Source organism: Paenibacillus arenosi, from assembly GCF_014841135.1.
In the GTDB taxonomy this organism is placed as follows: Bacteria; Bacillota; Bacilli; order Paenibacillales; family Paenibacillaceae; genus Paenibacillus_B; species Paenibacillus_B arenosi.
Genome location: NZ_JACYTN010000014.1, coordinates 26,885 through 47,711 on the forward strand (window position 1 = coordinate 26,885; position 20,827 = coordinate 47,711).

At 40.7% G+C, this 20,827-nt stretch carries 19 protein-coding genes; 4 read left to right on the forward strand and 15 right to left on the reverse strand.

The genetic code is table 11. The features are described 5' to 3' along the window. Positions 1-78: 78 nt before the first annotated feature. The 3 genes from IFO66_RS15545 to IFO66_RS15555 form a co-directional block, all read right to left on the reverse strand. Positions 79-1,263 carry a stalk domain-containing protein gene (locus IFO66_RS15545; protein ID WP_192026041.1) on the reverse strand — a complete coding sequence of 395 codons (1,185 nt, stop codon included), beginning with the start codon at positions 1,261-1,263 and terminating at the stop codon, positions 79-81. A 146-nt stretch (positions 1,264-1,409) separates the two neighbouring features. After that, a complete protein-coding gene (locus IFO66_RS15550) occupies positions 1,410-2,615 on the reverse strand; it encodes an MFS transporter (RefSeq protein ID WP_192026042.1) in 1,206 nt (401 codons plus the stop codon). 400 nt (positions 2,616-3,015) lie between these two features. Next, the gene (locus IFO66_RS15555) at positions 3,016-3,759 is read right to left on the reverse strand and encodes an RNA polymerase sigma factor (protein WP_192026043.1); all 744 of its coding nucleotides are present in this window, start codon (positions 3,757-3,759) and stop codon (positions 3,016-3,018) included. 183 nt (positions 3,760-3,942) lie between these two features. Here IFO66_RS15555 and clpP point away from each other — a divergent pair, with 183 nt between their 5' ends. Beyond that, the gene (gene clpP, locus IFO66_RS15560) at positions 3,943-4,527 is read left to right on the forward strand and encodes an ATP-dependent Clp endopeptidase proteolytic subunit ClpP (protein WP_192026044.1); all 585 of its coding nucleotides are present in this window, start codon (positions 3,943-3,945) and stop codon (positions 4,525-4,527) included. A gap of 199 nt (positions 4,528-4,726) precedes the next feature. Here the strand turns inward: clpP and IFO66_RS15565 are convergent, their stop codons facing one another. Next, a complete protein-coding gene (locus IFO66_RS15565; protein ID WP_192026045.1) occupies positions 4,727-5,413 on the reverse strand; it encodes a response regulator in 687 nt (228 codons plus the stop codon). A 122-nt stretch (positions 5,414-5,535) separates the two neighbouring features. Here IFO66_RS15565 and IFO66_RS15570 point away from each other — a divergent pair, with 122 nt between their 5' ends. Beyond that, positions 5,536-5,973 (forward strand): hypothetical protein, encoded by a 438-nt coding sequence (locus IFO66_RS15570; protein ID WP_192026046.1) that lies wholly within the window; start codon positions 5,536-5,538, stop codon positions 5,971-5,973. A 312-nt stretch (positions 5,974-6,285) separates the two neighbouring features. On the opposite strand, the gene IFO66_RS15575 is transcribed toward IFO66_RS15570, so the two are convergent. Beyond that, the gene (locus tag IFO66_RS15575; RefSeq protein WP_192026047.1) at positions 6,286-8,670 is read right to left on the reverse strand and encodes a polyprenyl synthetase family protein; all 2,385 of its coding nucleotides are present in this window, start codon (positions 8,668-8,670) and stop codon (positions 6,286-6,288) included. 315 nt (positions 8,671-8,985) lie between these two features. On the opposite strand from IFO66_RS15575, the gene IFO66_RS15580 reads away from it, so the two are divergent. Next, positions 8,986-10,233, forward strand: coding sequence for a hypothetical protein (locus IFO66_RS15580; protein ID WP_192026048.1), 1,248 nt, complete (start codon positions 8,986-8,988; stop codon positions 10,231-10,233). Between the two features lie 122 nt (positions 10,234-10,355). Here IFO66_RS15580 and IFO66_RS15585 read toward each other — a convergent pair whose 3' ends face one another. The 10 genes from IFO66_RS15585 to IFO66_RS15630 all read right to left on the reverse strand — a co-directional run bounded on the left by IFO66_RS15585 (position 10,356) and on the right by IFO66_RS15630 (position 19,696). Further along, positions 10,356-10,829 carry a GyrI-like domain-containing protein gene (locus IFO66_RS15585; protein ID WP_192026049.1) on the reverse strand — a complete coding sequence of 158 codons (474 nt, stop codon included), beginning with the start codon at positions 10,827-10,829 and terminating at the stop codon, positions 10,356-10,358. 127 nt (positions 10,830-10,956) lie between these two features. Beyond that, complete coding sequence (locus tag IFO66_RS15590) at positions 10,957-12,177, reverse strand: cytochrome P450 family protein (protein ID WP_192026050.1); 1,221 nt, start codon at positions 12,175-12,177, stop codon at positions 10,957-10,959. Between the two features lie 47 nt (positions 12,178-12,224). Continuing rightward, positions 12,225-12,836, reverse strand: a complete 612-nt coding sequence (locus tag IFO66_RS15595) for a TetR/AcrR family transcriptional regulator (RefSeq protein ID WP_192026051.1) — start codon at positions 12,834-12,836, stop codon at positions 12,225-12,227. Positions 12,837-13,042: 206 nt separating this feature from the next. After that, a complete protein-coding gene (gene trxA, locus IFO66_RS15600; RefSeq protein ID WP_192026052.1) occupies positions 13,043-13,363 on the reverse strand; it encodes a thioredoxin in 321 nt (106 codons plus the stop codon). Between the two features lie 156 nt (positions 13,364-13,519). After that, on the reverse strand, positions 13,520-13,969 hold the full coding sequence (locus IFO66_RS15605) for a MarR family winged helix-turn-helix transcriptional regulator (RefSeq protein ID WP_192026053.1): 450 nt from the start codon (positions 13,967-13,969) through the stop codon (positions 13,520-13,522). A gap of 214 nt (positions 13,970-14,183) precedes the next feature. After that, the gene (locus IFO66_RS15610; protein ID WP_192026054.1) at positions 14,184-15,236 is read right to left on the reverse strand and encodes an NADH:flavin oxidoreductase/NADH oxidase; all 1,053 of its coding nucleotides are present in this window, start codon (positions 15,234-15,236) and stop codon (positions 14,184-14,186) included. A gap of 225 nt (positions 15,237-15,461) precedes the next feature. Then, on the reverse strand, positions 15,462-16,316 hold the full coding sequence (gene ant(6), locus IFO66_RS15615) for an aminoglycoside 6-adenylyltransferase (protein WP_192026055.1): 855 nt from the start codon (positions 16,314-16,316) through the stop codon (positions 15,462-15,464). A gap of 22 nt (positions 16,317-16,338) precedes the next feature. After that, on the reverse strand, positions 16,339-17,631 hold the full coding sequence (locus tag IFO66_RS15620; protein WP_192026056.1) for an alginate O-acetyltransferase AlgX-related protein: 1,293 nt from the start codon (positions 17,629-17,631) through the stop codon (positions 16,339-16,341). An 18-nt stretch (positions 17,632-17,649) separates the two neighbouring features. Further along, complete coding sequence (locus IFO66_RS15625; RefSeq protein ID WP_192026057.1) at positions 17,650-19,062, reverse strand: MBOAT family O-acyltransferase; 1,413 nt, start codon at positions 19,060-19,062, stop codon at positions 17,650-17,652. A 112-nt stretch (positions 19,063-19,174) separates the two neighbouring features. Further along, positions 19,175-19,696 carry a dihydrofolate reductase family protein gene (locus IFO66_RS15630; protein WP_192026058.1) on the reverse strand — a complete coding sequence of 174 codons (522 nt, stop codon included), beginning with the start codon at positions 19,694-19,696 and terminating at the stop codon, positions 19,175-19,177. Between the two features lie 142 nt (positions 19,697-19,838). On the opposite strand from IFO66_RS15630, the gene IFO66_RS15635 reads away from it, so the two are divergent. Beyond that, the gene (locus IFO66_RS15635) at positions 19,839-20,780 is read left to right on the forward strand and encodes a helix-turn-helix transcriptional regulator (RefSeq protein ID WP_192026059.1); all 942 of its coding nucleotides are present in this window, start codon (positions 19,839-19,841) and stop codon (positions 20,778-20,780) included. Positions 20,781-20,827 lie beyond the last annotated feature (47 nt).

Sequence of the window (20,827 nt, forward strand, 5' to 3'; positions counted from 1 at the left end):
CATAATCTCGTCTTGCTTTGTAACCTGTAAAACAGCAAAGAACCCGCTACAGCCTGTCCTGCAACGAGTTCTACCTGTTTATTTTAACGTATACGTGTACAAGGTCTTATCTTCTTTAATCAAATTGCTTTTATTTTTGAAATATAGCTTATTCCCCTCTTGCTTCACAAATTCGAGGTAGTCACCATGATAGGGAACATCATTCATCTCTGCGTACTCCTGTTCTTGCTTGTTCAGAAACTCTTTGTATAGCAGCACCTTCTCCTTGTTATCGAAATAAACCAGCGTCAATAAGCCTTTTTCCATAGGTCGGATAAGAATATAATCTTCTCCTACCATAGGTACAAAATACTGATCATCCACTCCACCTAGAGCTACTAAGTCTACAGTTTTCACAATTTTACCAGTCTCATCACTAATCATATTTAGTTTCTTACCGTTAGTCATGAAAATAGTAGATCCAACTACCTCGATATTATCTTCGTATCGTTTATGATAATCAGCGAGTGTTTTATGAATGAGCTTGTCGTTCTTTAGCAGCAGCATATGTTTATTCATATTAATGCTCGGCTCGCCATGGTCATCGAAGATGTTCAGAATCACATGTCCTTTGGGCGTCTTCTTAAATGTAATTTCCGCTCTCTTATGAATGGGCTCGTCTAATGTTGTGAGGAGTTTACGTCTGCCCTTCTTATCTGTCACGTGAACTCTACCTGTCTTATAATCAACACGATAAGTCATATTATTATAAGTCTTGCTCGCATAATCGAAGGTTGGCGTATAAGACGTATCCACTTTATATACTTTCGTCTTCTTGTCATAAGTTGTTTTTATTTCTAATGCATCCAACACTGGAGCTAGAGGTGCATAAAAAGTACCCTTATGAACAAATGGTGTTCCTTTCAATTTTATGTAGCTTCCATTCACACGCACGTAATTCTTTCCTACTCGAAATACGATATCTTTTTCCCAAGCTGTAAATTTGCCAAACACGTCCGACTTCGGTGGGATCTGAACATTTAATAAAGATTCATAGGTTTTGGCACCAACTCGATACGTCTCAGTTAGCTGATTATCTGAACTTATCTGATTCATCGGAACATAATCTATTCCATTATTTCGGAATCCTTCGTAGACATAAGAGTTATTCGAGCCATACTTGAGTTCAATTTCCACCGATTTGTTCTTTTCTGCTGCTGCCAGTAACGATGGAAAAGCTAACACAAAAACGAGCAGCATGCCAATGGTAATTCGCCTTCTCATTTCTCCGCCTCCTAAACGATAAAAAAGATGATTTCTATTTAAATAGAAAATATTAACATCCCATATTATAGCAGTCACAACGCTTTCTATGCAGTTTATTTCATAAAAAATAGGCCACCCGTTTACACGGATGACCCAAAATCATGTTACAACTTTCTTATTGATGGAATCAATGCACATAGAAGCGCTATCCCTAATACACATACACCTGACAAGACAAACCAGGTCGCAATGCCAATTTGATCAGCGAAAATACCTGACAAAATCAATCCAAACGGCATAGCAAAGGACATAATGCTTCCTAACAGACCGAACACTCGGCCTAAATATTCCGGCTCAATCTTCTCTTGAATAAGTGCCATCTGCACCCCACTGTAGAATGGACTGGAGAAGCCCATTAAAGCACTACAGAACACAAACACAACAAAGCCATCTATCGGGAGCAGGCCTGAAATCAATAGACTGATGCCCATCAATGAAATAGAGAAAATGATACTCAGCGCACGCTTTTTAAATCCTCCCCATGCTCCAAGCAGCAAACCACCGACAAGCATACCAACTGCGAATACAATCTCAACTATAGAGACATGTATCGCTGTTCCTCCAAAATACCCCATACTCATCAAGGGAAACAAAGCATTGATTGGCATAATAACAAGAGCATATAATGCACCAATCCAAAGCAAAGCAAATAGTCCCTTTGATTGTTTGAATGCGCGGTAGCCATCTTTTGTTTCTTCAATAAAGCTACTTTCTACGCTTGCATCATGTGAATCTGGATTTGGAATTTTGACCAGTGCTACTGTTATACAAGCGATAATTGCACCGATTACATCAATTGCAATAATGGCTCCTAGTTCCCATGTTGCATATAGAAAAGCACCGATTGCTGGACTTAAAATATAGCTGACCGATTGGACGGATTGGCTGTACCCAGCGCATTTGGTTAATTGCTCTTCCGGCACTAACAAGGGGGTTGCAGCACTTAATGCAGGTGTGTGAAATGCGGTACCTACACTACGTACGAATAGAACGACCATTACGACCCATATGGGCAAGTCTGCTGTAAGTGCTATCACTGCCAAGATCGCCCCAGCCGCTGCAATAAAAAGATCTGCACCGATCATAACCAATTTTCGGTTCCAGCGATCAACAAGCACGCCAATCATCGTCCCCAATACAGCCTGTGGTAAAAATCCGACCATCGTCGCCATCGAAAGCACCATTGCTGAACCTGTCGTATCTGTTAGATGTAAAATAATTGCCATTTGTACGACCGCACTTGTTAGCAGTGACACAGCCTGCCCTGCCCAAATCGTAAAGAAATTCCGCTTCCAATTTTGTTTATTCATGTTTCCATTTACTCCCTGTATTTTTTATTGTTTGTCTGCTTTAGGCAATAAAAAATACAGATCCAAGCCGACATGTAGGCATAGTTCTGCAGTAAGTACGAGAAAGAACATGAACATATAAAGCATAGAAAATAAATCTACCCTAGCTCGCAATCCATGTCATCTTACGTAAAAATAAGCAGCTCAAAAAAAGCCCACAAAAGTGGATGGAAAATCCGCCTTTTTATTGCCAGCTTATCTTAAACGCATAGAATGAGTCATAGATTACAAGCCTCCTTAAAGTTAATATGAAAAGCGTAACATCGGCTGCCGTTAGCTGTCAACACGATGTAAGTAATACCAATAATTAGATTTATTTATGTTCAATAACAATTGAAAGGAGACTGCGTAATTCATACAATTACGCAGCCAGCGATGCATATACGTTAAACACACAATTACGATGGGCTTTGTTTTTCATTTGTGCACGAGTCGAAACCATCGAGGAAATGTTACATACATAATGCATCCCTTGTTCTCCTTGGACAAGTCTTACTACCTCTTCTACCTCTCCATTAACGTATGCCCTAACAAGCGCACTCAGATTCCATTGTACGTCCTCTTCGTCAGTGATAACTATTGCATCTACAGCATCGTCATCATTTTTCAATGATTGCAGCTCTTTACGCGCACGATGATACGCTGCCTTGACTGCCCCCTCTGTCGTCTGAAGCTTGTTTGCCGTGTCAGCAACGGAATAACCAAGCGCCCCGCGTAGTAGGAAGACGGTTCTTTGCAATGGGGACAAATATTTCATCACATAATAAAAAGCGATTTCGATGTCAAAGGTACTACTGCCGCCTATGTGATGTTTCTCACCTTCTGCCCATTGCTCTCTTTCCTGATTCAAAATTCGATCCAGTACTTTTTTGCGGCGCACTTGATCAATCCACGTATTTTTAGCTGTTCGCAACAATAGTGCTTCAGGATTGTTATGTTCTTGTTCCGGCTTCCTGTCCAAAACCTTCACCCATGTATCCTGCACCAAATCTTCAGAATCCCACACAGAATGAGTTAACGAAAGACAGTATCGGCTAAGCACAGCGTTTAACTGTTCCAGATCGTTGCTCACCGTCTCATGTGATGTCGTTAATGAATGGCTCATCTTTCACAGTCAACTCCTTATCCGTTGCGTTGTTTAGATTATCTTATAGGTAAACGATTAATACGTGCGTTACGTTACGCTAAACGTATACATTTTATATTTACGCTTGCTGCGTACCTTTTGAACTCACGGATTCGTTTACTTGTTGTTACATGACTCAAACATAAACACGGAGGTAATGCCATGTCTAGTTTTATCCCATATGTGGTGGAGCAAACCAACCGCGGCGAAAGATCGTACGATATTTATTCAAGATTGCTTAAGGACAGAATCGTATTTGTCGGTTCAGAGATCAATGACCCGCTTGCTAACAGCATTATTGCACAGTTGCTTCTACTCGCAGCCGAAGATTCTGATAAAGATATTTATATGTACATTAATAGCCCCGGAGGCTCGATAAGCGCTGGATTAGGTATTTATGATACAATGCAGTACATTAAGCCGCAAATTCATACAATTTGTACTGGATTTGCGGCATCTTTCGGAGCCATGCTGTTGCTCGCTGGAGCTAAGGGTAAACGCTTTGCGCTTCCTAATAGTGAGATTATGATCCACCAACCTCATGGTGGAGTGCAAGGGCAGGCAAGCGATATTGCAATTAGTGCGAAACGGATTTTAAAAACTCGTGAGAAATTGGTCCAAATCACCGCAGATCGGACGGGACAGTCTATAGAAAGAATAGAAAAGGACATGGATCGAGATCACTTTATGTCCGCGGATGAAGCTCTAGAGTACGGTATTATTGATAAAGTGCTCACCTCTAACTAATCCATACCATGTATGATGAAAGCCACCACTTTGGTGGCTTCTGTATTCCTCTCTCACATTGCCAAATAAGTATTATGCATCTAATACGTGATTAGTTCCTTCCTAACCAAAAGCTTAATGAGTTGGTCCTGTGTAACGAATTGGTGCACCACTACGCTAATGACTTCTGCATACGCATGTAAACGATGTAGTTGTGGGGCTACTCCTTATCTTTGACTTCCAGCTTATACCCGACCCCTTTTACGGTATGAATATGTCGAGCTTCCGTTCCCAGCTTTGCTCTAATCTTGCGAATATGGGTATCTACAACACGATGATCCCCATAAAAATCAAATCCCCATACATGATCAAGTATCGCTTCTCGTGACAAAATAATCCCTTTGTTTCTCACCAAGTATTCTAGTAATTCATATTCTTTTGGCGCTAATCCTACTTCGGAACGATTCACTTCGACGTACTTTTTTTGCTTATTAATAGACACATGGCCAAAGGAAATGATCTGTTGATCCAATCCTACTGTTCCCTCCGCACGTTTCACTAACATCGTAGAGCGTGCAACTAATATCTTGGGACTAAATGGCTTCGTTATGTAATCATCAGCCCCAAATTCATATCCCATTAATTGATCATCATCATTACAATACGCCGTTACAATAATAATAGGCACACAAGAAAATCCTCGAATCCATCGACAAATACTCCAGCCATCCCGCTTTGGCAGCATAATATCAAGAATAATCAAATCAACACAACAAGTTCTTATCATGTCTAGTGCCGTTTCTCCGTCTTCTGCTTCATGTACTTGCCATTGCTCCTTCTCGAAATATAGGCACATTATATTACGAATATCAGCATCATCCTCTATTAAAAGTACGCTATAACTCACTACTACCACTCCTTTATGTCTGCTATGTGTACACATTTTGTGGAGTTGAACACACGGCAGACACATACTAGATTTAGTATGAACATGTGAATATCACAAAAAACAATTTAGGAGGTATTAAAATGAAAAAATTTAGTCGCATGATGCTAGTATCCAGTTTGAGCTTAACGCTCATGTTAACATCTGGAGTGACAGCCGCTTTCGCTACACCTGATGTCGCACCAACTCCTGCTGCACAGCCCACCATAACGAATGTAGCTGATGGTGACATTACAACGATGAATGCTCGTGAACAATTTGTGAAAGATACGCTTCATTTCTACAATAACAAATGGGGAAATCGTTATAATGTGTTAGTGTTTAATACACAACAAGCTCATTCGTGGAGTTTTTCTGGTATACAAGAAGAAACTATCGTAAATTATGGTTCTATTTATTATAAAGTTTGGGTATTTCAGAGTGGGACTTTCCGAAACGGCGGTCATGGTGGCTGGATAAACTGGGGCTTTCTTGGGAACTTCATACGAAATGGAAGCTACGTACAGTTTTACAATCGCTAGTATTTCAACTCCGATAGACAAACACTTACTCTCACCTGTTAAAATACCTCAATAGCACATCTTAAATATTAACATCATATTTCCATATTATCAAACACTTGTAAAATATAGCGGCGATTATTCATAAACAAATAAAGAGAGTCTGACCATTTACAGGCCGGACTCTCTCTTATCAATGAATTCCACGTATTCTACTTCTGCTGAAAGTTCATTTCAGCTAGTGTAGTTGTTCGTTAATTTCAGCAAAAGGTGTGAACATATAAGTTCGCACCTTTTTTAGTATGAAATGTCGTATGCCAACATCCTTCTTAGTTAAGACTCTCTATGAATCATATAATTCAATAAATGCTTTAAAAAGGTTGTATTGCGCGGCATATCTACCAAAGCCTCTGTAGCAAGGCAATAATGCTCCCACATTTCCTTCCTAGCGCCTTCTTTACCAAGGATCGTCACGAACGTCGAAGTATTGTTGTATGCATCTTGCCCAACTGGCTTGCCAAGTAATTGCTGCTCGCCTTCGAGATCAAGCAGATCATCCTTAATTTGAAAGGCAATACCCGCATGATAAGCGAACTTCTTTAACGTGCTAATTTCTGTTTCTTGTGCTTGCGCCAGAATAGCAGGCATAACGAGCGATGCTTCAAATGCAATTCCCGTTTTGTAGAAGCAGATTGTATTCAACTGCTCTAGCGTGAGCGCTTTTCCTTTAGACTGCAAATCCATCGCCTGTCCCGCACACATATCTGCTGCCCTTTCGGACGAATATTGTATCAACGACAGTACAGCTTTCGCATCAAAATCATGAAGAGACGCCTGTTCCCCCATTGCTTTCTGGTTCAAAAATAATCCCGTTAATTCAGCAATCGCACTATTATGCATATGATGCAGCGTTGGTCGACCTCTACGTGTAGAAGCATTATCCTGCGACGGCAAATCATCGAAAATCAAGGATGCTGTATGCATATACTCCAACGATCGCAGCAAAGGCATAATTGCAGTAGATGGAAGTCCGTATTCATTTACCCCCATCACCCATGCCATAATAGGTCTTAGTCGCTTACCTCCACTTTCAAGGCTGTAATTGGCAGCATCGATAATCGATTCTTTCATCTCTGGTATCCCGTTATGTTTCGGAATATGCAATAACGTGTTAATTTGATTACGAACCGATTTGATCGTATTGAAAAACTGTTCCTTCTCCATTCGATTATTTCGAAGTGTAGTTACCATCTGATCGCGGACTAATTTATCAAAGAAATCAACATCATCCGCTTTACGAACCATTTGCTGAATGAGCTGATTAAGATCTGGCATGCCAGAGGCGAATAGGCCCATCATTTCGTTATATTTTTCAATTCCAACACGTTCTTTACAGCGCTTCAAGCCATTGATGGCACGATTCAGTATCACTTCTCGTGTCTTGGCATCAGACTGATATACGTTATGGATCAAATTCGAAATAACTGCCCAATACATTTCAAATGGATTAATCAAATCAGGCCGCTGATCTCGGTATGTTAAGTAGTACGTATAAGGTGTTACCGATCCCTCTTTCATATCATCAAACATATCTGCAAAGTCATCAGCAAGCTGGTTGTAAATGCCATAATAAAAAGTTCGATTGTCAAAGCCTTCATCAACTTCCGCACTTAGAACAGAGCGGACAATTAACCGTGATGATGCTGATTTTAAAATAATAGGCACGTACAGGTCTTCATTTGTGTAGTGGGTATTCGTAAGTACTTTTACCCTGTCAATGTCCTGCGAATGAAAAAACACATAAGATTGCTCAAAGAACGTATTCAACGTTGATGACCGTTGATGATTCTTAATATACTCAAAAGCATCGCGGAGCTCTGCGTGTATGAAAGGTATAATGTCTGCATTATTTCCCGCCCATTCCCCTAGCTCCGGTACTTCTCCATTAATAATGGCTGTACGAATCATATTCGAATATTGCTCTTTCTCAGACTCGTTCAAGGCGTCGGAATCCAGCAGATCATCAATAAATGGATACGTCAGTCCATAACAGTACCCAAGTCGAAGCGCTGCATCAAGGGATCGTGCACGCTCCGCAGGCGGTGTTGTATCATCCAGTTCATCAAGCACATGAAGAACTACACCCAAAATAATCTTAATAAGCTTGCGAATAGCATGTTCTGCGTTCATCTCTTTCGGAATATGAGCAGAAACCGCCTTAATTTTATCAAGAACCCAGATCACTGCCTGCTCAACGTGCTCTTTCTGTCCCCAACGGTATACTCCCGCCATACTCATGAACTCAGTTTGATTTTGCTTACTAGCAGAAGTAGTACGAATTAAATGATCTTTTATATTCGTGACTAGCCGCTGAATACTAATCTGTGTCTCAGGAGAATGCAGCGCTTTCCCCAAATCCCTCATATAAATATAAGAAATGCTGCGATCTAAATAATCGTCTAGCTTGCCCATATGATTCAACCATTGGATATAGCGATGATAATCCTTTGAATCAGGCTTCTTCTTCCCTCGTGACAATAAAGAAAGCAAAGAATGAGAATGAATATGATTCTTCTTCCATAAATGAAAATCGTTAATCAACGTTGCTGTATATGTTTTTTCCTTTAGTTGAGCATGAAGTGATGCAAAATATTGTGCTGCCTTCTGCTCATGCAGTCGATACCAAGTATCGGCATGATCTGTAAATTCCTCACGCATATGATGGATTACCTCAGCTTCTATTTTAATTTAACATGCATCCATTAAGGATGAAGGAGATTGTGCAATAATGTGAAATAGTCTGTTTAAGTGCCTCAACAGATTTGTAGCATCTTATTTATTTTCTCATATTTTAATACGCAAAGGAATGTGTTGCGTTACATCTACGGTGAGTCGAGCAGAAAAAATCGCTTGTTATCCCACGATTGTGAATGATATCTGACTGTTTCATGATATAATTTGGACGTATAAAATCTTAGTTGGTACTCCATTCTTATTGGTCAGAGGAAAATGTTAATGAGGTGATACGTACAGATGGTGTTAACCTATATGATGTTCGGTCTTCTTTTTTGGCTAGGATTATATATATGCAACCGTGATACATACAACAAGCTATTATTAACTACAGGTCTATGCTTAGTGCTAGCAGCTGTTGGACTAGGTGCTACCTTAGTGCTTTCGGCTACTGACCTACTTGATCAAACACACCTATTTTCCGCACTATTTCTCCACTTTACCTTTATAACATGGGTGATTGCTGCATTAGGAGCTACTACTGAAATCGATAATGAAACTCAGAGGCGCGTCTTTCTATGGAAGAAGATGCTTGTCGTCGATCGTGTCATCACGATACTCCCCATTCTCATGTATGTACTTATATCACTTAAAGGAAGATTTCTACCGTGGGATCTTTCTTTTGAATGGAACTGGATTCTGTTCGGAGCTGTACTCCTTTTATTTGCAGTTCGTCTATTAATAAAAGAACTAATGGCACACGGTGAAGCATATCTGCCTGATTTTTTTCGTTCCTTGGATTACTCAGTCATATTTACCACTATATTCTCCGGGCAAATTGCCCTCGTTATCCAGCTCAGTTCATCTTGGAACAGCATGACCATATTACTATTGTTAATCAGCATATGCATTTCGATTACCTTCCAAGTATTCGTGTATCCACTTCGTGCAGTTTTGGACAGCATTGCATTTTTCACTTTTCCAAAGCTTCGAGAGGAACGCGCCCACTTACGAATGGTTGAAGATGTGCAAACTCGATTAAACGATCAAGCAGAGCCCGAGGAGATGGATGAAGATGATCTTTATCGACATACACGCCGTGCGCTAGCCCAATTCGGTGATTTAAAGCGTCTCGCTGCAAGTCCCCTCACGAACCTGAAGCTGATTGATATTCGCTTGCATGAACGGGGCGCTGAGGATGACGTTGTGGAAAGAGCGATCGAACTCAAATCGATCCTCCTTGAAAGCATCGGCTATTTAAAACCTAGACAAGATGAGGCATTTGGTACTTCTGATGAATGGCGTTACTATAACGCACTTTATTTCCCTTACATTATCGGAATTAAGCCATACAGTATGAGATATACATCAGATAAGCTGGACGCCACATCTGTAGAAGCGCTAGAATGGTTTCGTACGTATGTACCTGAGCGGACTTATTATAATTGGCAAACGGCTGGTGCCAAATTAGTCGCGCTTCGATTAAAGGAGAAATCGCCTACTAGCATAATTGTGTTGGATAAGAACCGATGGCTCTCCTCAAAATAGTGAAAATCGATGTTTGGACACCGAAAAACCAGTCATCACCCCACAATGGGTGTTAGACTGGTTTTCATATTGTTACACGTTTAATCTGAAATTTACTCGCTGCGATGGTCAGAGCTTGTTCTCTACGCTTCCAAAGGCAAGTAAATATCGATTGTACTCTCTTCTTGGTCTAACACACAGCTATCTGCCCAGTATTCGAAGTCAAAAGGACGAAGTGCGGCAATGCCTGTCTCACGAATCGCATCATACGTTTCTCCTAATTCGGATTCTGGTCCCCTATGTGTGAACTTCGCATAGTCTCCGGCTGGTATCGTGTGCTGAACGAATCCGTCGGGAACATGTGCATCTCCACTCACTTCCACTGCAACAATACTTTCAAATGGAACATCCTCTGTCCACTCACAATCCGGGTAAACTTGAATTAAGTATATCCCGTCATCCACCCGATTTGTCATTTCAGAACGCTTGGAAAGGAGCTGCTCTCGCAAATTGACAACAATTCCATGTTCTAAATCTTGATTTAACGACACCGTTACAGATAAACCAACCAGCTTTTTCTCATTGAGCTGCACCGTTTGGACTTGTTCTGTTTGCATACTGGGCATGTCTCCTAATCACCATGAAATAGTTTACCAACATGATTATACAAAAATTAACTCCAATGTGAAACAGATAGGATCCTGTATCAACAATCGCATTCGACACTTAGATTACAGCTAAAAGCTAAAATACAACAGGCAAACTTTCAAGTGCACGCATTGAATTTGGTTTAAATACTAATTGTTCTGGCTCTACTGCTAAACGCAAATTAGGGAATCTTCGCAGCAACGTACCAAAAGCAATTTTTCCTTCCAAACGAGCAAGCGGTGCACCTAGACAGAAGTGAATCCCTTTACCGAATGCAAGGTGATCGTTCTCTTCACGTGTAATATTGAAAGTCTCAGCCTGTTCAAACTTACTTGCTTCTAAATGGGCTGCGGCTACGGAAAGTACAACTACTTCACCTTTACGAATCTCCTGACCATGGAAGATCATATCCTCGCCAGCAATCCGCATACTAAAAATGACAGGACCTGCATAACGCAGCATTTCCTCCACAGCGCTTGGCAATAAACTAGGATCGTTACGGAGTAGATTCATCTGTTCTGGATGCTGTAAGAGTGCTAAGGTACCATTTGTAATAAGATGAACGGTCGTCTCGTGCCCGGCCACAATGAGGAGCCATATCGTGGAGATAATTTCATTTTCGGTGAATTGATCCCCATCTTCGTATGCTTGAATCAAGCTGCTTATGACGTCATTACAAGGTTGCTTTCGTTTCTCTTCCAGCAATGTTTTAACGTATTCCATAAAGGCTTCCAGGGCGTTTTCGACTTCTTCTAATTTGGTAGGGTCTAACGCAGAATTACTAATCGTTCTGGTCCATTCACGGAATCGAATGTGATCAGAGGCAGGGACGCCTAACATTTCGGAAATGACCTTTATCGGAAGCGGATAAGCATAATCTTCAACGATATTCATAGTCCCTTGCGCCTGTACCGCATCCAGCAATTCATCTGCGATTTGTTGAATACGCGGTTGTAACTCCTCAACCATTCGTGGGGTAAATGCTTTGGAGGCTAACCTGCGCAGCCGAGTATGATCAGGAGGGTCGACCGTAAGCATGTTTGGCATACTTTGAAATCTTTGCAGCAGAGATTGCACCGTTTTACTTCCTTCATTTGAAGGGTTAGAAGTAAGATGTTTCATATTTTTCACAAAGCGAGCATCTTTAAGAATTCCTGCTACGTCATCATATTTATAAGCAACCCATGCTGCTCCCATGCCAAAAAAGTCATCCATTCGATGGAGCGGTTCATCGGTTTCCGAAAGCTTTTTGTAGAGGGAGCTGAAATCACGCATATTTTCAGGAGAGATAAACTCAGTGCTTGTAAACTGTCTCATGGGAATACCCCTTTCATAGTAGAAGGATAAGTACACTCGAGCTAGTTTCACTTGGCAATTCCTAAGCGCAGCATGCGATGAAAAAGATTCATTTCCTTAAAGAAACGCTGACCATACTCTTCATCAATGGTTTCGATATCTGTGACTTCTGTTAGAAATTTCTTATCAAAATGTTGAATGGTAATCATAACGAGTTCAAAAGCATAGCTACGATTGACACCTTCTTTGAGTGCAACCTTTGCAAATAACTGCTCTAAAAGCTGATGCCTTTCTGCAACTCCTTTGCCGTATCTCTCGGCGATCACTTCTTTTAATTCTTCAGGTACGGCATAGAACGCATCGAATACAAACTTATATTCAGTTGAATATTTTCGGAAATAGTCAAACTTTAGAAGTGTAATCTTTTCGATGACTTCAAAAAAATCATCTTGCTCGATAATAGCGTCGACACCAAGCTCCAACCGTATTTTCGTCATACAATGCTCCAGCAATTGGAGGTACAAATTCTTTTTGCTTTTGAAATGATGAAAGATCAAAGCTTTTGATATATCGGCTGCCTCGGCCAACATGATCGTCGAGGTATTTTTATATCCATGCTGCGCAAACACAGACATACAAGCCTCTAATACTTTCGTTTTGTCATACAGTTGTAAAGGCAACCCTTCACCTCCCACTCACACACCATTCTTACTAACCAATTGGTCAGTAAGAATATAGATCAATTTTTTCCAGTAGTCAAGATCGAAAATAAAAATCCCGCCTGCATGGAGCATGCTCCACAATGACGAGATTTGATTGCACAACAGCATCCTTCTAAAGTTTGACTACTTTTCAATTAATAACGTCCGAATCTTGTTCCAGTCGTCTACTTCTTATGTGCAACGAGCAATTGCTCAAGCTTATCTAAGCTCACTAAGCCGACTATTTTATCAATCTGCTTGCCATTTTTGAACAAAATAGTTGTTGGGAGACCTTTAATCGCAAATTGATTTGTGATCTCCGTATGTTCATCTGCATTTACCTTGAGCACCTTTATTTCGCTGCTATTTTTTCGAGCAAACGTTTCAAGAATAGGCGCCAATGTTCGGCATGGCCCGCACCAAGGTGCCCAGAAATTAACTAGCGTATATCCTTTGCTCTTTACGTCTTTTTTAAAAGAAGCTCCCGTTGTATGGATAATCGTCATGTATATCTACCTCCCATTTATCCTAACCATCCGCTAATGAATCTTCTCAGGTACCGCTCCTTCATAAATATTAATGATGCATTCCACCTGTGAACAATATAGTTGTTACACCACCTCAAAACACTTTTCGCAAATCAAAAAAAGCCCGCATTGGGCTTATTTCGACTTGAACTGTTTGAAGCGAAGCATTTGTTGCAGTAACTGCTCCACTTGCTGCCCGGGGAATGTCGCCAACAACACTTCTTCGAACGTTACTAATGCCTTATTCACCTTATCTTGACCATAAGGCGTCAGTGATGTGTAAATACTTCTGCGATCATCATCACAAGTAATGCGTTGCAAAGCCCCACAGCCTTTCGCTTCGAAACGGCTAACAAGCCTTGATAGCGCACTCTGGCTTAATCCAACCATTGATTCCAGCTGTTGAAGCTTCAGCTTTTTATACGGAGCCTCCGATAAAGACAATAGCAAATAAAACTCTTTTAACGATAACTGATACTTCTCTTGTAGATTTGCTTCTAATTCATTGGCAACAGTCATCTGTATATGGGTTAAAGTCAACCAATTCGATATTAGGTTGGGCTCATTATTAATGGTGTTGTCCATCTCACAGTTCCTTCCTGAGCATCAAGTTGCTGAACATTATCCTACTTTAAACTATCCTTACTTTTTAAAAGTATAACATTAACCGTCAAGTAAATACGAGCAAATAGCTGCTTTGCGAAGAACAATTTTCAACTGGAAATATAGGATTCTATGTGCTAAAAAGAGACCATCAACATGATTGATCGGTCTCTAATTTGTATTTATTAAAACTGTGTTATTGGTTCCTTCTAGGGAATCCAGATTGATATTGTTGAGGGACATCTGTATGTTTATGAAGCTGAACAGCTGCCTCTAACGTCCAGTATGGATTCCTCAGCATTCCTCGACCTACTGCAACGAGGTCAGCATCTGCATTGCCGATAACAGCATCAGCAAGAGCTGGCTCATCCAACCTGCCCACTGCAATAACAGGAACGTTTAGACTGTGCTTAATTGTTCTTGCCAATGGCACTTGATAAGCGGCATGAGATCCTGGTCTGTCATTCATCGCAATGGGCCCAACTCCAATTGCCCCTTCGCCGCCTGTGCTAATATGGAAAATATCCACGCCAGCTTCTTTATACGCCTTACTGAACGCCAAACTTTCCTGAATTCCGTATCCACCCTCCACATATTCTCTAGCGGAAATACGCATGATCAATGGCATGCCTGCTGGCATTACACTCATAGACGCACGAATAACTTCTCTTCCGAACAGCGTCACATCTTGCCCGTATTCATCTGTTCTTTTATTGGATAACGGAGAGTGAAACTGATGAATCAAGTAACCATGTGCGCCATGAAGCTCAATGACATCCACTCCGGCTTTGACAGCTCGCTCTACACCTAGCCGGAATTTCTCGACTAGTTCCTTCACCTCTTCAGTACTCAATTCTCTAGGTGTCTTAGACTCTGGACCAAATGGAATCGCAGATGGAGCGACTGGAACTTCCGCATCCTCTGCTTTACGCCCTGCATGAGCAATTTGAATACCTACCTTTGCACCGTACGCATGGCAAGCTTCAACGATTCTAGCCAATGGCGCAATATGATCATCAGACCATATGCCAAGATCATAATCCGAAATGCGTCCATCTGGCTCCACATCGGTCATTTCAATTATGATTAAACCTGCCCCACCAATCGCACGGCTAACGTAATGCGCATAATGCCAGTCGGTTGCAATCCCATCTTTGTTCGTAACGGAATATTGGCACATAGGTGGCATAACAACACGATTTTTTAACTTTAAATCCATCATTTCATAAGGGCTAAATAAATGTTCCATGATAACTCTCCTTATCTATAATATCGATGTATCGAAAATAAATATTTACATGCATGTGCATGCATTTAATATAATGATCATTTTTACTCCTGTCAACACCTTGATTGTTAACTTAGACAATCAAACTTAGAAATATCCATTGCCATGCGCCTAAATAAAAAAAGCACCCTGAACTCTCAGCGGCGCTTTTACAGCTACATGATCGAATAATTGTTATCAGTTACATCAAGCATATGTTCGACGTATAGTATCGATATACGGGCTTACGTTCTCATCATAATCAGGATAGCTATATCCCAGCTTATCTGCAACAAATTGAGTCGTTATTCTGAACAAGGAGTAACTGGTATATAGTGCTTCCCACATGTTCTGTTTAGAGCCTATCTCATATGTAGCAAGTAAGGTCGTCCATGTTTCACTCGACACGTATTGTTCTAGAAATTTATCGTACTTCCCTATGCTTAACGAAAATTCCGTTTCGATTCCCACCTTCCAGCGCAACATCGTCAGTAAATTGGGGCGAAATACTTGGTTCATCATATCGGCAGCAAATAACAATTCATTTCTGGCTAGCCCTTTCGCCACATAAGTGGATGACATCCAAAATTCATTGCAGCAGTCATCAAATGATTGATGACTTGGCTTTTCAATATGATACATCTTGTCCGTAGCTATTACAGGCCCATCGATGAGGTTATCTTTGTCTAATAGAACTTCGACTAGACCATCACTATTAGCAAAGTACTCTTCATACTCATTCAGCGGAATAAGGGTCAGGTCCATTTTCGTGCCATCTTCAAAGATCATAAGATAAGAGAACCAATTCCCTAACTCAGGTGGAAATAATTCCATCGCCTCTGGCTTCTGCATCATAATCCTTGTGCCAAAGTAGCCCAGCCAATCATCATTTTGCTTGAAGTGCTCCATATCTGTAACAAAATAACTGAAATCATAGTCTTGAAATTCGTCATTCGGGATGTTCACATTCGTTAATGAGCCTTCCAGCGTAAAGATTCTAATTTGTTCACAATTGCGCGCAAAATTCATTCCTAATTCCATCATTTCCTGTTTGCTTCTCATCCCCGTCACCTCTTATCGTATTCTATTTCTGAACCTGATTGTGTGATCGCCTCAATATTTCGCTAATCAAATTATAACGAATTCCTAATCCTTTATACACAAACAGAACCGCATCAGGTTTAAATTCCTCGATATAGGTAATGACATGCTCATGAGAAAAGTATCGCAAATCAATCATCCGTATCTCGCTTGCCATCGTTGACAAAAAGGCTGTGAATGGAAGACCGAAGGAATCTTTTACAACGACAATTTTATAAAAATTTTGAGCTTCCTTATTCGTTATTTGTACTTCACGATAATCTGCTCCAAAATAAGCTGCATAACGGTTCTTATAAACGGAACTAGTCATATTCAGTAGTTCTTTATGCAATATCGTATTTTCAAAAGTCCCTTCTTTCATGGATAAAGATCGTCCGTTTTTATTGATGCCAATCTTGTATCGAGTCGAAAATTTGGGCACGATCAACGTGTAATCATCGACTCCTGCATAGTATCTGCCCACGCGTCTTCCTTGTGATCCTAAAAATACACGGTTATAGTTCGTATAATCATAATTGGCCGAGTCTGTATAAAATTGGTCAGGATCTAAACGTATGCTGTAATCCGCATCGAGCTTCTTAACGACTTCCCTTACTGCCCAGAATGCCGTTTGATTCGTCCAATGGTGATCCGTTTCATAAAACATAGATGAGGGGTTCATTTCGAGCTTGCTGGCTTCACTTCGCAAATCAAAATAAGGTACGCCTCCCATCGATAGTCCAGAAAGTAACGTATTTGAATTGGAATTTGAGTAGTCCTCAATGGAAGGAGGCAGCTCAGTAAATCCAGGCATAATTTTAATGGGCGTTTGAACATATAAGAGTGGAATACGCTTGTCCTTCAAAATTTCATTTAGATGAATAAGCTGATCGGTAACTTCTCTTATCTTCATCCTACGGGTTAAAAAGTGCAATAAACCATGATTGTCCTTTACAACGTCCTTTTTGGGATCAACATCGTTAATATACTGCCTTCCTAACATACGATCCGCTAATCCGACAAGGTCAATATACTTCTCTTTCGCAATAAATCCGCTTGAAATCGTGTCTTCGAGCCCTTTCGTAAGTCCGCGAATACCCAGCTCCATCCCTACATTTTTCGTATTATTGTCCTTAACGATCCTTTTTACGTTTGTACTTATTTTCGTCGAATTCAGCAGCAAGGTCAGCATACCACTTAGAAAAAGAAACAGACAGAACACGGCAATGATCACTTTATTTTTGACACTGCTTCTATTGTCGTGTTCCTTAGCTTGCTGTTCTTTTCTCGTGTCCACACGTATGCCTCCTATCGGTTAGAAATTAAAATAAATAAATGGATTGTAGCTGCCCTTCACCAAATATGCAATGGAGAAAATAAAGAGCGCGGCCATGACGAATTGATACGTATAAGTTACAACTGAATTTACTTGGTTAACGTGGCGATTGAGCACCCACTTCTTCAATGGCAAGCAGCTCAAGATCCCGATGATGAACAGAAGAACATATTCGCGAGCATAAAACATAGCCTCCTCTCCAACGGTCACATTACCGTTGAACCCAAACATAGAACGCATATATTCAAGGGCATGCGCAATATTGTTGGCTCTGAACAACACCCACCCAAATAGCACAACCAGTATGACGTACATATGCCCCCATACTTTGTATTTAGCAAAGAAGCTTTCTAAGCCCAGCATCTTCTCCAGCATAATAAACAGGAAAAAGTGAAGTCCCCACGCAATAAACGTCCAATTGGCACCATGCCATAGTCCCGTTAACAACCACACAAGGAACAAGTTGCGCACGACTTTCCACTTGGACACCCTACTGCCTCCTAACGGAATATATACATTGTCTCGGAACCATGTGCCTAATGAGATATGCCATCTACGCCAAAATTCGGATACCGTGCGCGAAATATACGGGGCATTAAAGTTTTCTTCAAAGTGGAAACCGAACATGTTAGCAAGGCCGATTGCCATTGCGGAATAGCCTGAGAAATCGAAGAAGATTTGCAGACCATATGCTGCCGCGCCCATCCACGCCAGCATAACAGACAGCTCATAACCTTCATGACGAAAAGCAGCATCCGCCAGCAGTGCAAATTGATTGGCAAGCAGCACCTTAACAGCCAATCCTTCAATAAAACGGGAGATACCATATACAAATTTATGCTCACATTCCTGCCTTTCATAAATTTGCTTAGCAATGGTCTTGAAACGGACAATAGGTCCGGCGACAAGCTGCATAAATAAAGCGATATATAAACCTACATCCAATGGATTGGTTAATGGCTCTGCATCCCGTCGATAGATATCGATGACATAAGATATCCCTTGAAAGGTATAGAATGAAATCCCTATCGGCAGTGTTAAATGTGGTGCGTCCAATTGCACATTGAATATGCTGTTCATAATCCCAACTGCAAATTCTAAATACTTAAAAACTGCGAGGATTCCGAGGTTAAATAGCAACATTGCTGTAATGATGAGATGGCTCATGTTCAGATGCTCTCTGTATGTATGCACCGATAAGCCAAATAGATAGTTACCCATGAAGCTCACAATCATTATCAGGACATAGACTGGTTCTCCCCATGCGTAGAATACTAAGCTCGCAAGAAGCAAAAACATGTTTCGTGCTTGACGCTTTCTTAGCAATCCATAGTAAATGGCTAGTACTCCCGGTAAAAATAAAAACAAAAATGGAATACTTGAAAATACCATATCATCTGTCACCCCCTTGTTGATGCTCCATGCTCCATAACAGTTAGTCCTCGTTCTTGTTGTTACTTTTCCCTAAAAAGGAAAAATTAAAAAGACGCTCATCGAGAGCGCCCTATTTCACCTTATAATGCAATTCTACAAACTGACCGAAACGTCTTGTGTTTATGAGCTGTAAATTGATTTGTGGATTCCGTTCTTTGAATAATGGAATACCTGAGCCAAGAATATGAGGAGTAACCGTTATGATATACTCGTCAATTAAGTTTTCTTTGATAAACGCATCCAGGATGATGCCTCCGCCTACCATCCATATTTTTGAGCCTTGTTGTGCCTTTAGTTTCTTCGTAAACTCGACTACATCTTCATTTACAAATTCCACATATTCATTAGAACCCGTTTCCGTTGTCGAAAATACGTAGTTCTTTTTATCTGTATACGGAAAAGTGTCGATCTGCTCCCTCACCCAGTCATACGTGCGTTTTCCCATAATCGTTGTATCAATCGATTGATACATCTCGCTATATCCGTTATCACCCTCGCCTTCCGTTTCCATTAACCATTGCAAATCATCGTCTTCTTTCGCAATAAATCCATCTAAACTAACTGCGATAAACAAAATAACTTCACGTGACATATAATCGTTCTCCTTTTTACAATACATATCCCATGTACATGAAATTTTACATGATCCTAATTGATAAATTCATTAGGTATCCTCTATACTAACCATAAAACATGACAACTAATGTCATGATAAAAAAGAAAAGGTGAAGAAATTGTCTAAAGCAAAACGATTACTAGATATTCTCGTGTTTGCCAGTGCGAAAAAGAAATTTACCGCGCAAGAAATTGCAGATGAATTTCATATATCAGTTCGTACCGTACATCGATATATATTGGATTTAAGTGATATGGGTTTACCTATTTATGCGGAACAAGGGCGGAACGGAGGCTACACTGTATTATCGAGCAAGTTGCTGCCACCTATTCTATTTACGGAAGAAGAAGCCGTTTCCATCTTTTTTGCTTTTCAATCGTTACGCTATTATCGGGACTTGCCATTTGATGCTGAGATCAACTCCGTTGCACAAAAGCTATATCGTTCCTTACAGGTTGATGCCAAAGGGAAAGTAGATAAAGTACGCTCCTACATCGCCTTTTGGAATCCTACCCGAACAATAGATACCCCGCTGCTTAAAGACACGTTAGAGGCTGCCATTGAAAATAAAAATATACATATGCTCTATGAATCAAAAGGAGGAACAACGACCAAGCACATTCGACCTATCGGTGTGTATGCGCATGATGGATTATGGTATTTGCCCGCATTTGATTATACGAAGCAAAAAGTACTACTTTATCGTGTCGATCGAATTGTGTCCATTGTTTCGACGGAAGAGAATAAAGATGAATACATGAATTTGGAACAATGGTTCGGCTCCTATGAAATAACACAACCTGTGCGACTCCATGTTCAATTGACACAAGAAGGCGTGCGTCAGTGCAAAAGCGTCCCTTTCCTAGAGGGAACTGTCATCATTCATGAAGATGGATCGGGAACGATTGATTCGCCTATAGACAAAGGTGAGATTGCTTTTTCGATGCCCCTGTTTTTAAGACTCGGAACTCATGCACGGGTGATAGAACCGCAGGAGTTAATAGAAGGCATGCGCAAACATGCGGAAGAAATTTTGCAGATGTATGGTCATGCTAACTGAATCGGAATAACAATAAAGTGAAAAGTGGCTGGCTTCCTCAATGTACA

Coding starts and splice junctions, on each gene's coding strand:
- IFO66_RS15575 (WP_192026047.1), bottom strand. CDS start 8,670: ATGCGTGAGGAATTTACAGATCATGCCGATACTTGGTATCGACTGCAT.
- IFO66_RS15605 (WP_192026053.1), bottom strand. CDS start 13,969: ATGGACAACACCATTAATAATGAGCCCAACCTAATATCGAATTGGTTG.
- IFO66_RS15545 (WP_192026041.1), bottom strand. CDS start 1,263: ATGAGAAGGCGAATTACCATTGGCATGCTGCTCGTTTTTGTGTTAGCT.
- IFO66_RS15630 (WP_192026058.1), bottom strand. CDS start 19,696: ATGTCACGTGAAGTTATTTTGTTTATCGCAGTTAGTTTAGATGGATTT.
- IFO66_RS15550 (WP_192026042.1), bottom strand. CDS start 2,615: ATGAATAAACAAAATTGGAAGCGGAATTTCTTTACGATTTGGGCAGGG.
- IFO66_RS15625 (WP_192026057.1), bottom strand. CDS start 19,062: ATGGTATTTTCAAGTATTCCATTTTTGTTTTTATTTTTACCGGGAGTA.
- IFO66_RS15585 (WP_192026049.1), bottom strand. CDS start 10,829: ATGCAAACAGAACAAGTCCAAACGGTGCAGCTCAATGAGAAAAAGCTG.
- IFO66_RS15580 (WP_192026048.1), top strand. CDS start 8,986: ATGGTGTTAACCTATATGATGTTCGGTCTTCTTTTTTGGCTAGGATTA.
- IFO66_RS15555 (WP_192026043.1), bottom strand. CDS start 3,759: ATGAGCCATTCATTAACGACATCACATGAGACGGTGAGCAACGATCTG.
- trxA (WP_192026052.1), bottom strand. CDS start 13,363: ATGACGATTATCCATACAACGGGAGCTTCTTTTAAAAAAGACGTAAAG.
- clpP (WP_192026044.1), top strand. CDS start 3,943: ATGTCTAGTTTTATCCCATATGTGGTGGAGCAAACCAACCGCGGCGAA.
- IFO66_RS15610 (WP_192026054.1), bottom strand. CDS start 15,236: ATGGAACATTTATTTAGCCCTTATGAAATGATGGATTTAAAGTTAAAA.
- IFO66_RS15570 (WP_192026046.1), top strand. CDS start 5,536: ATGAAAAAATTTAGTCGCATGATGCTAGTATCCAGTTTGAGCTTAACG.
- IFO66_RS15590 (WP_192026050.1), bottom strand. CDS start 12,177: ATGAGACAGTTTACAAGCACTGAGTTTATCTCTCCTGAAAATATGCGT.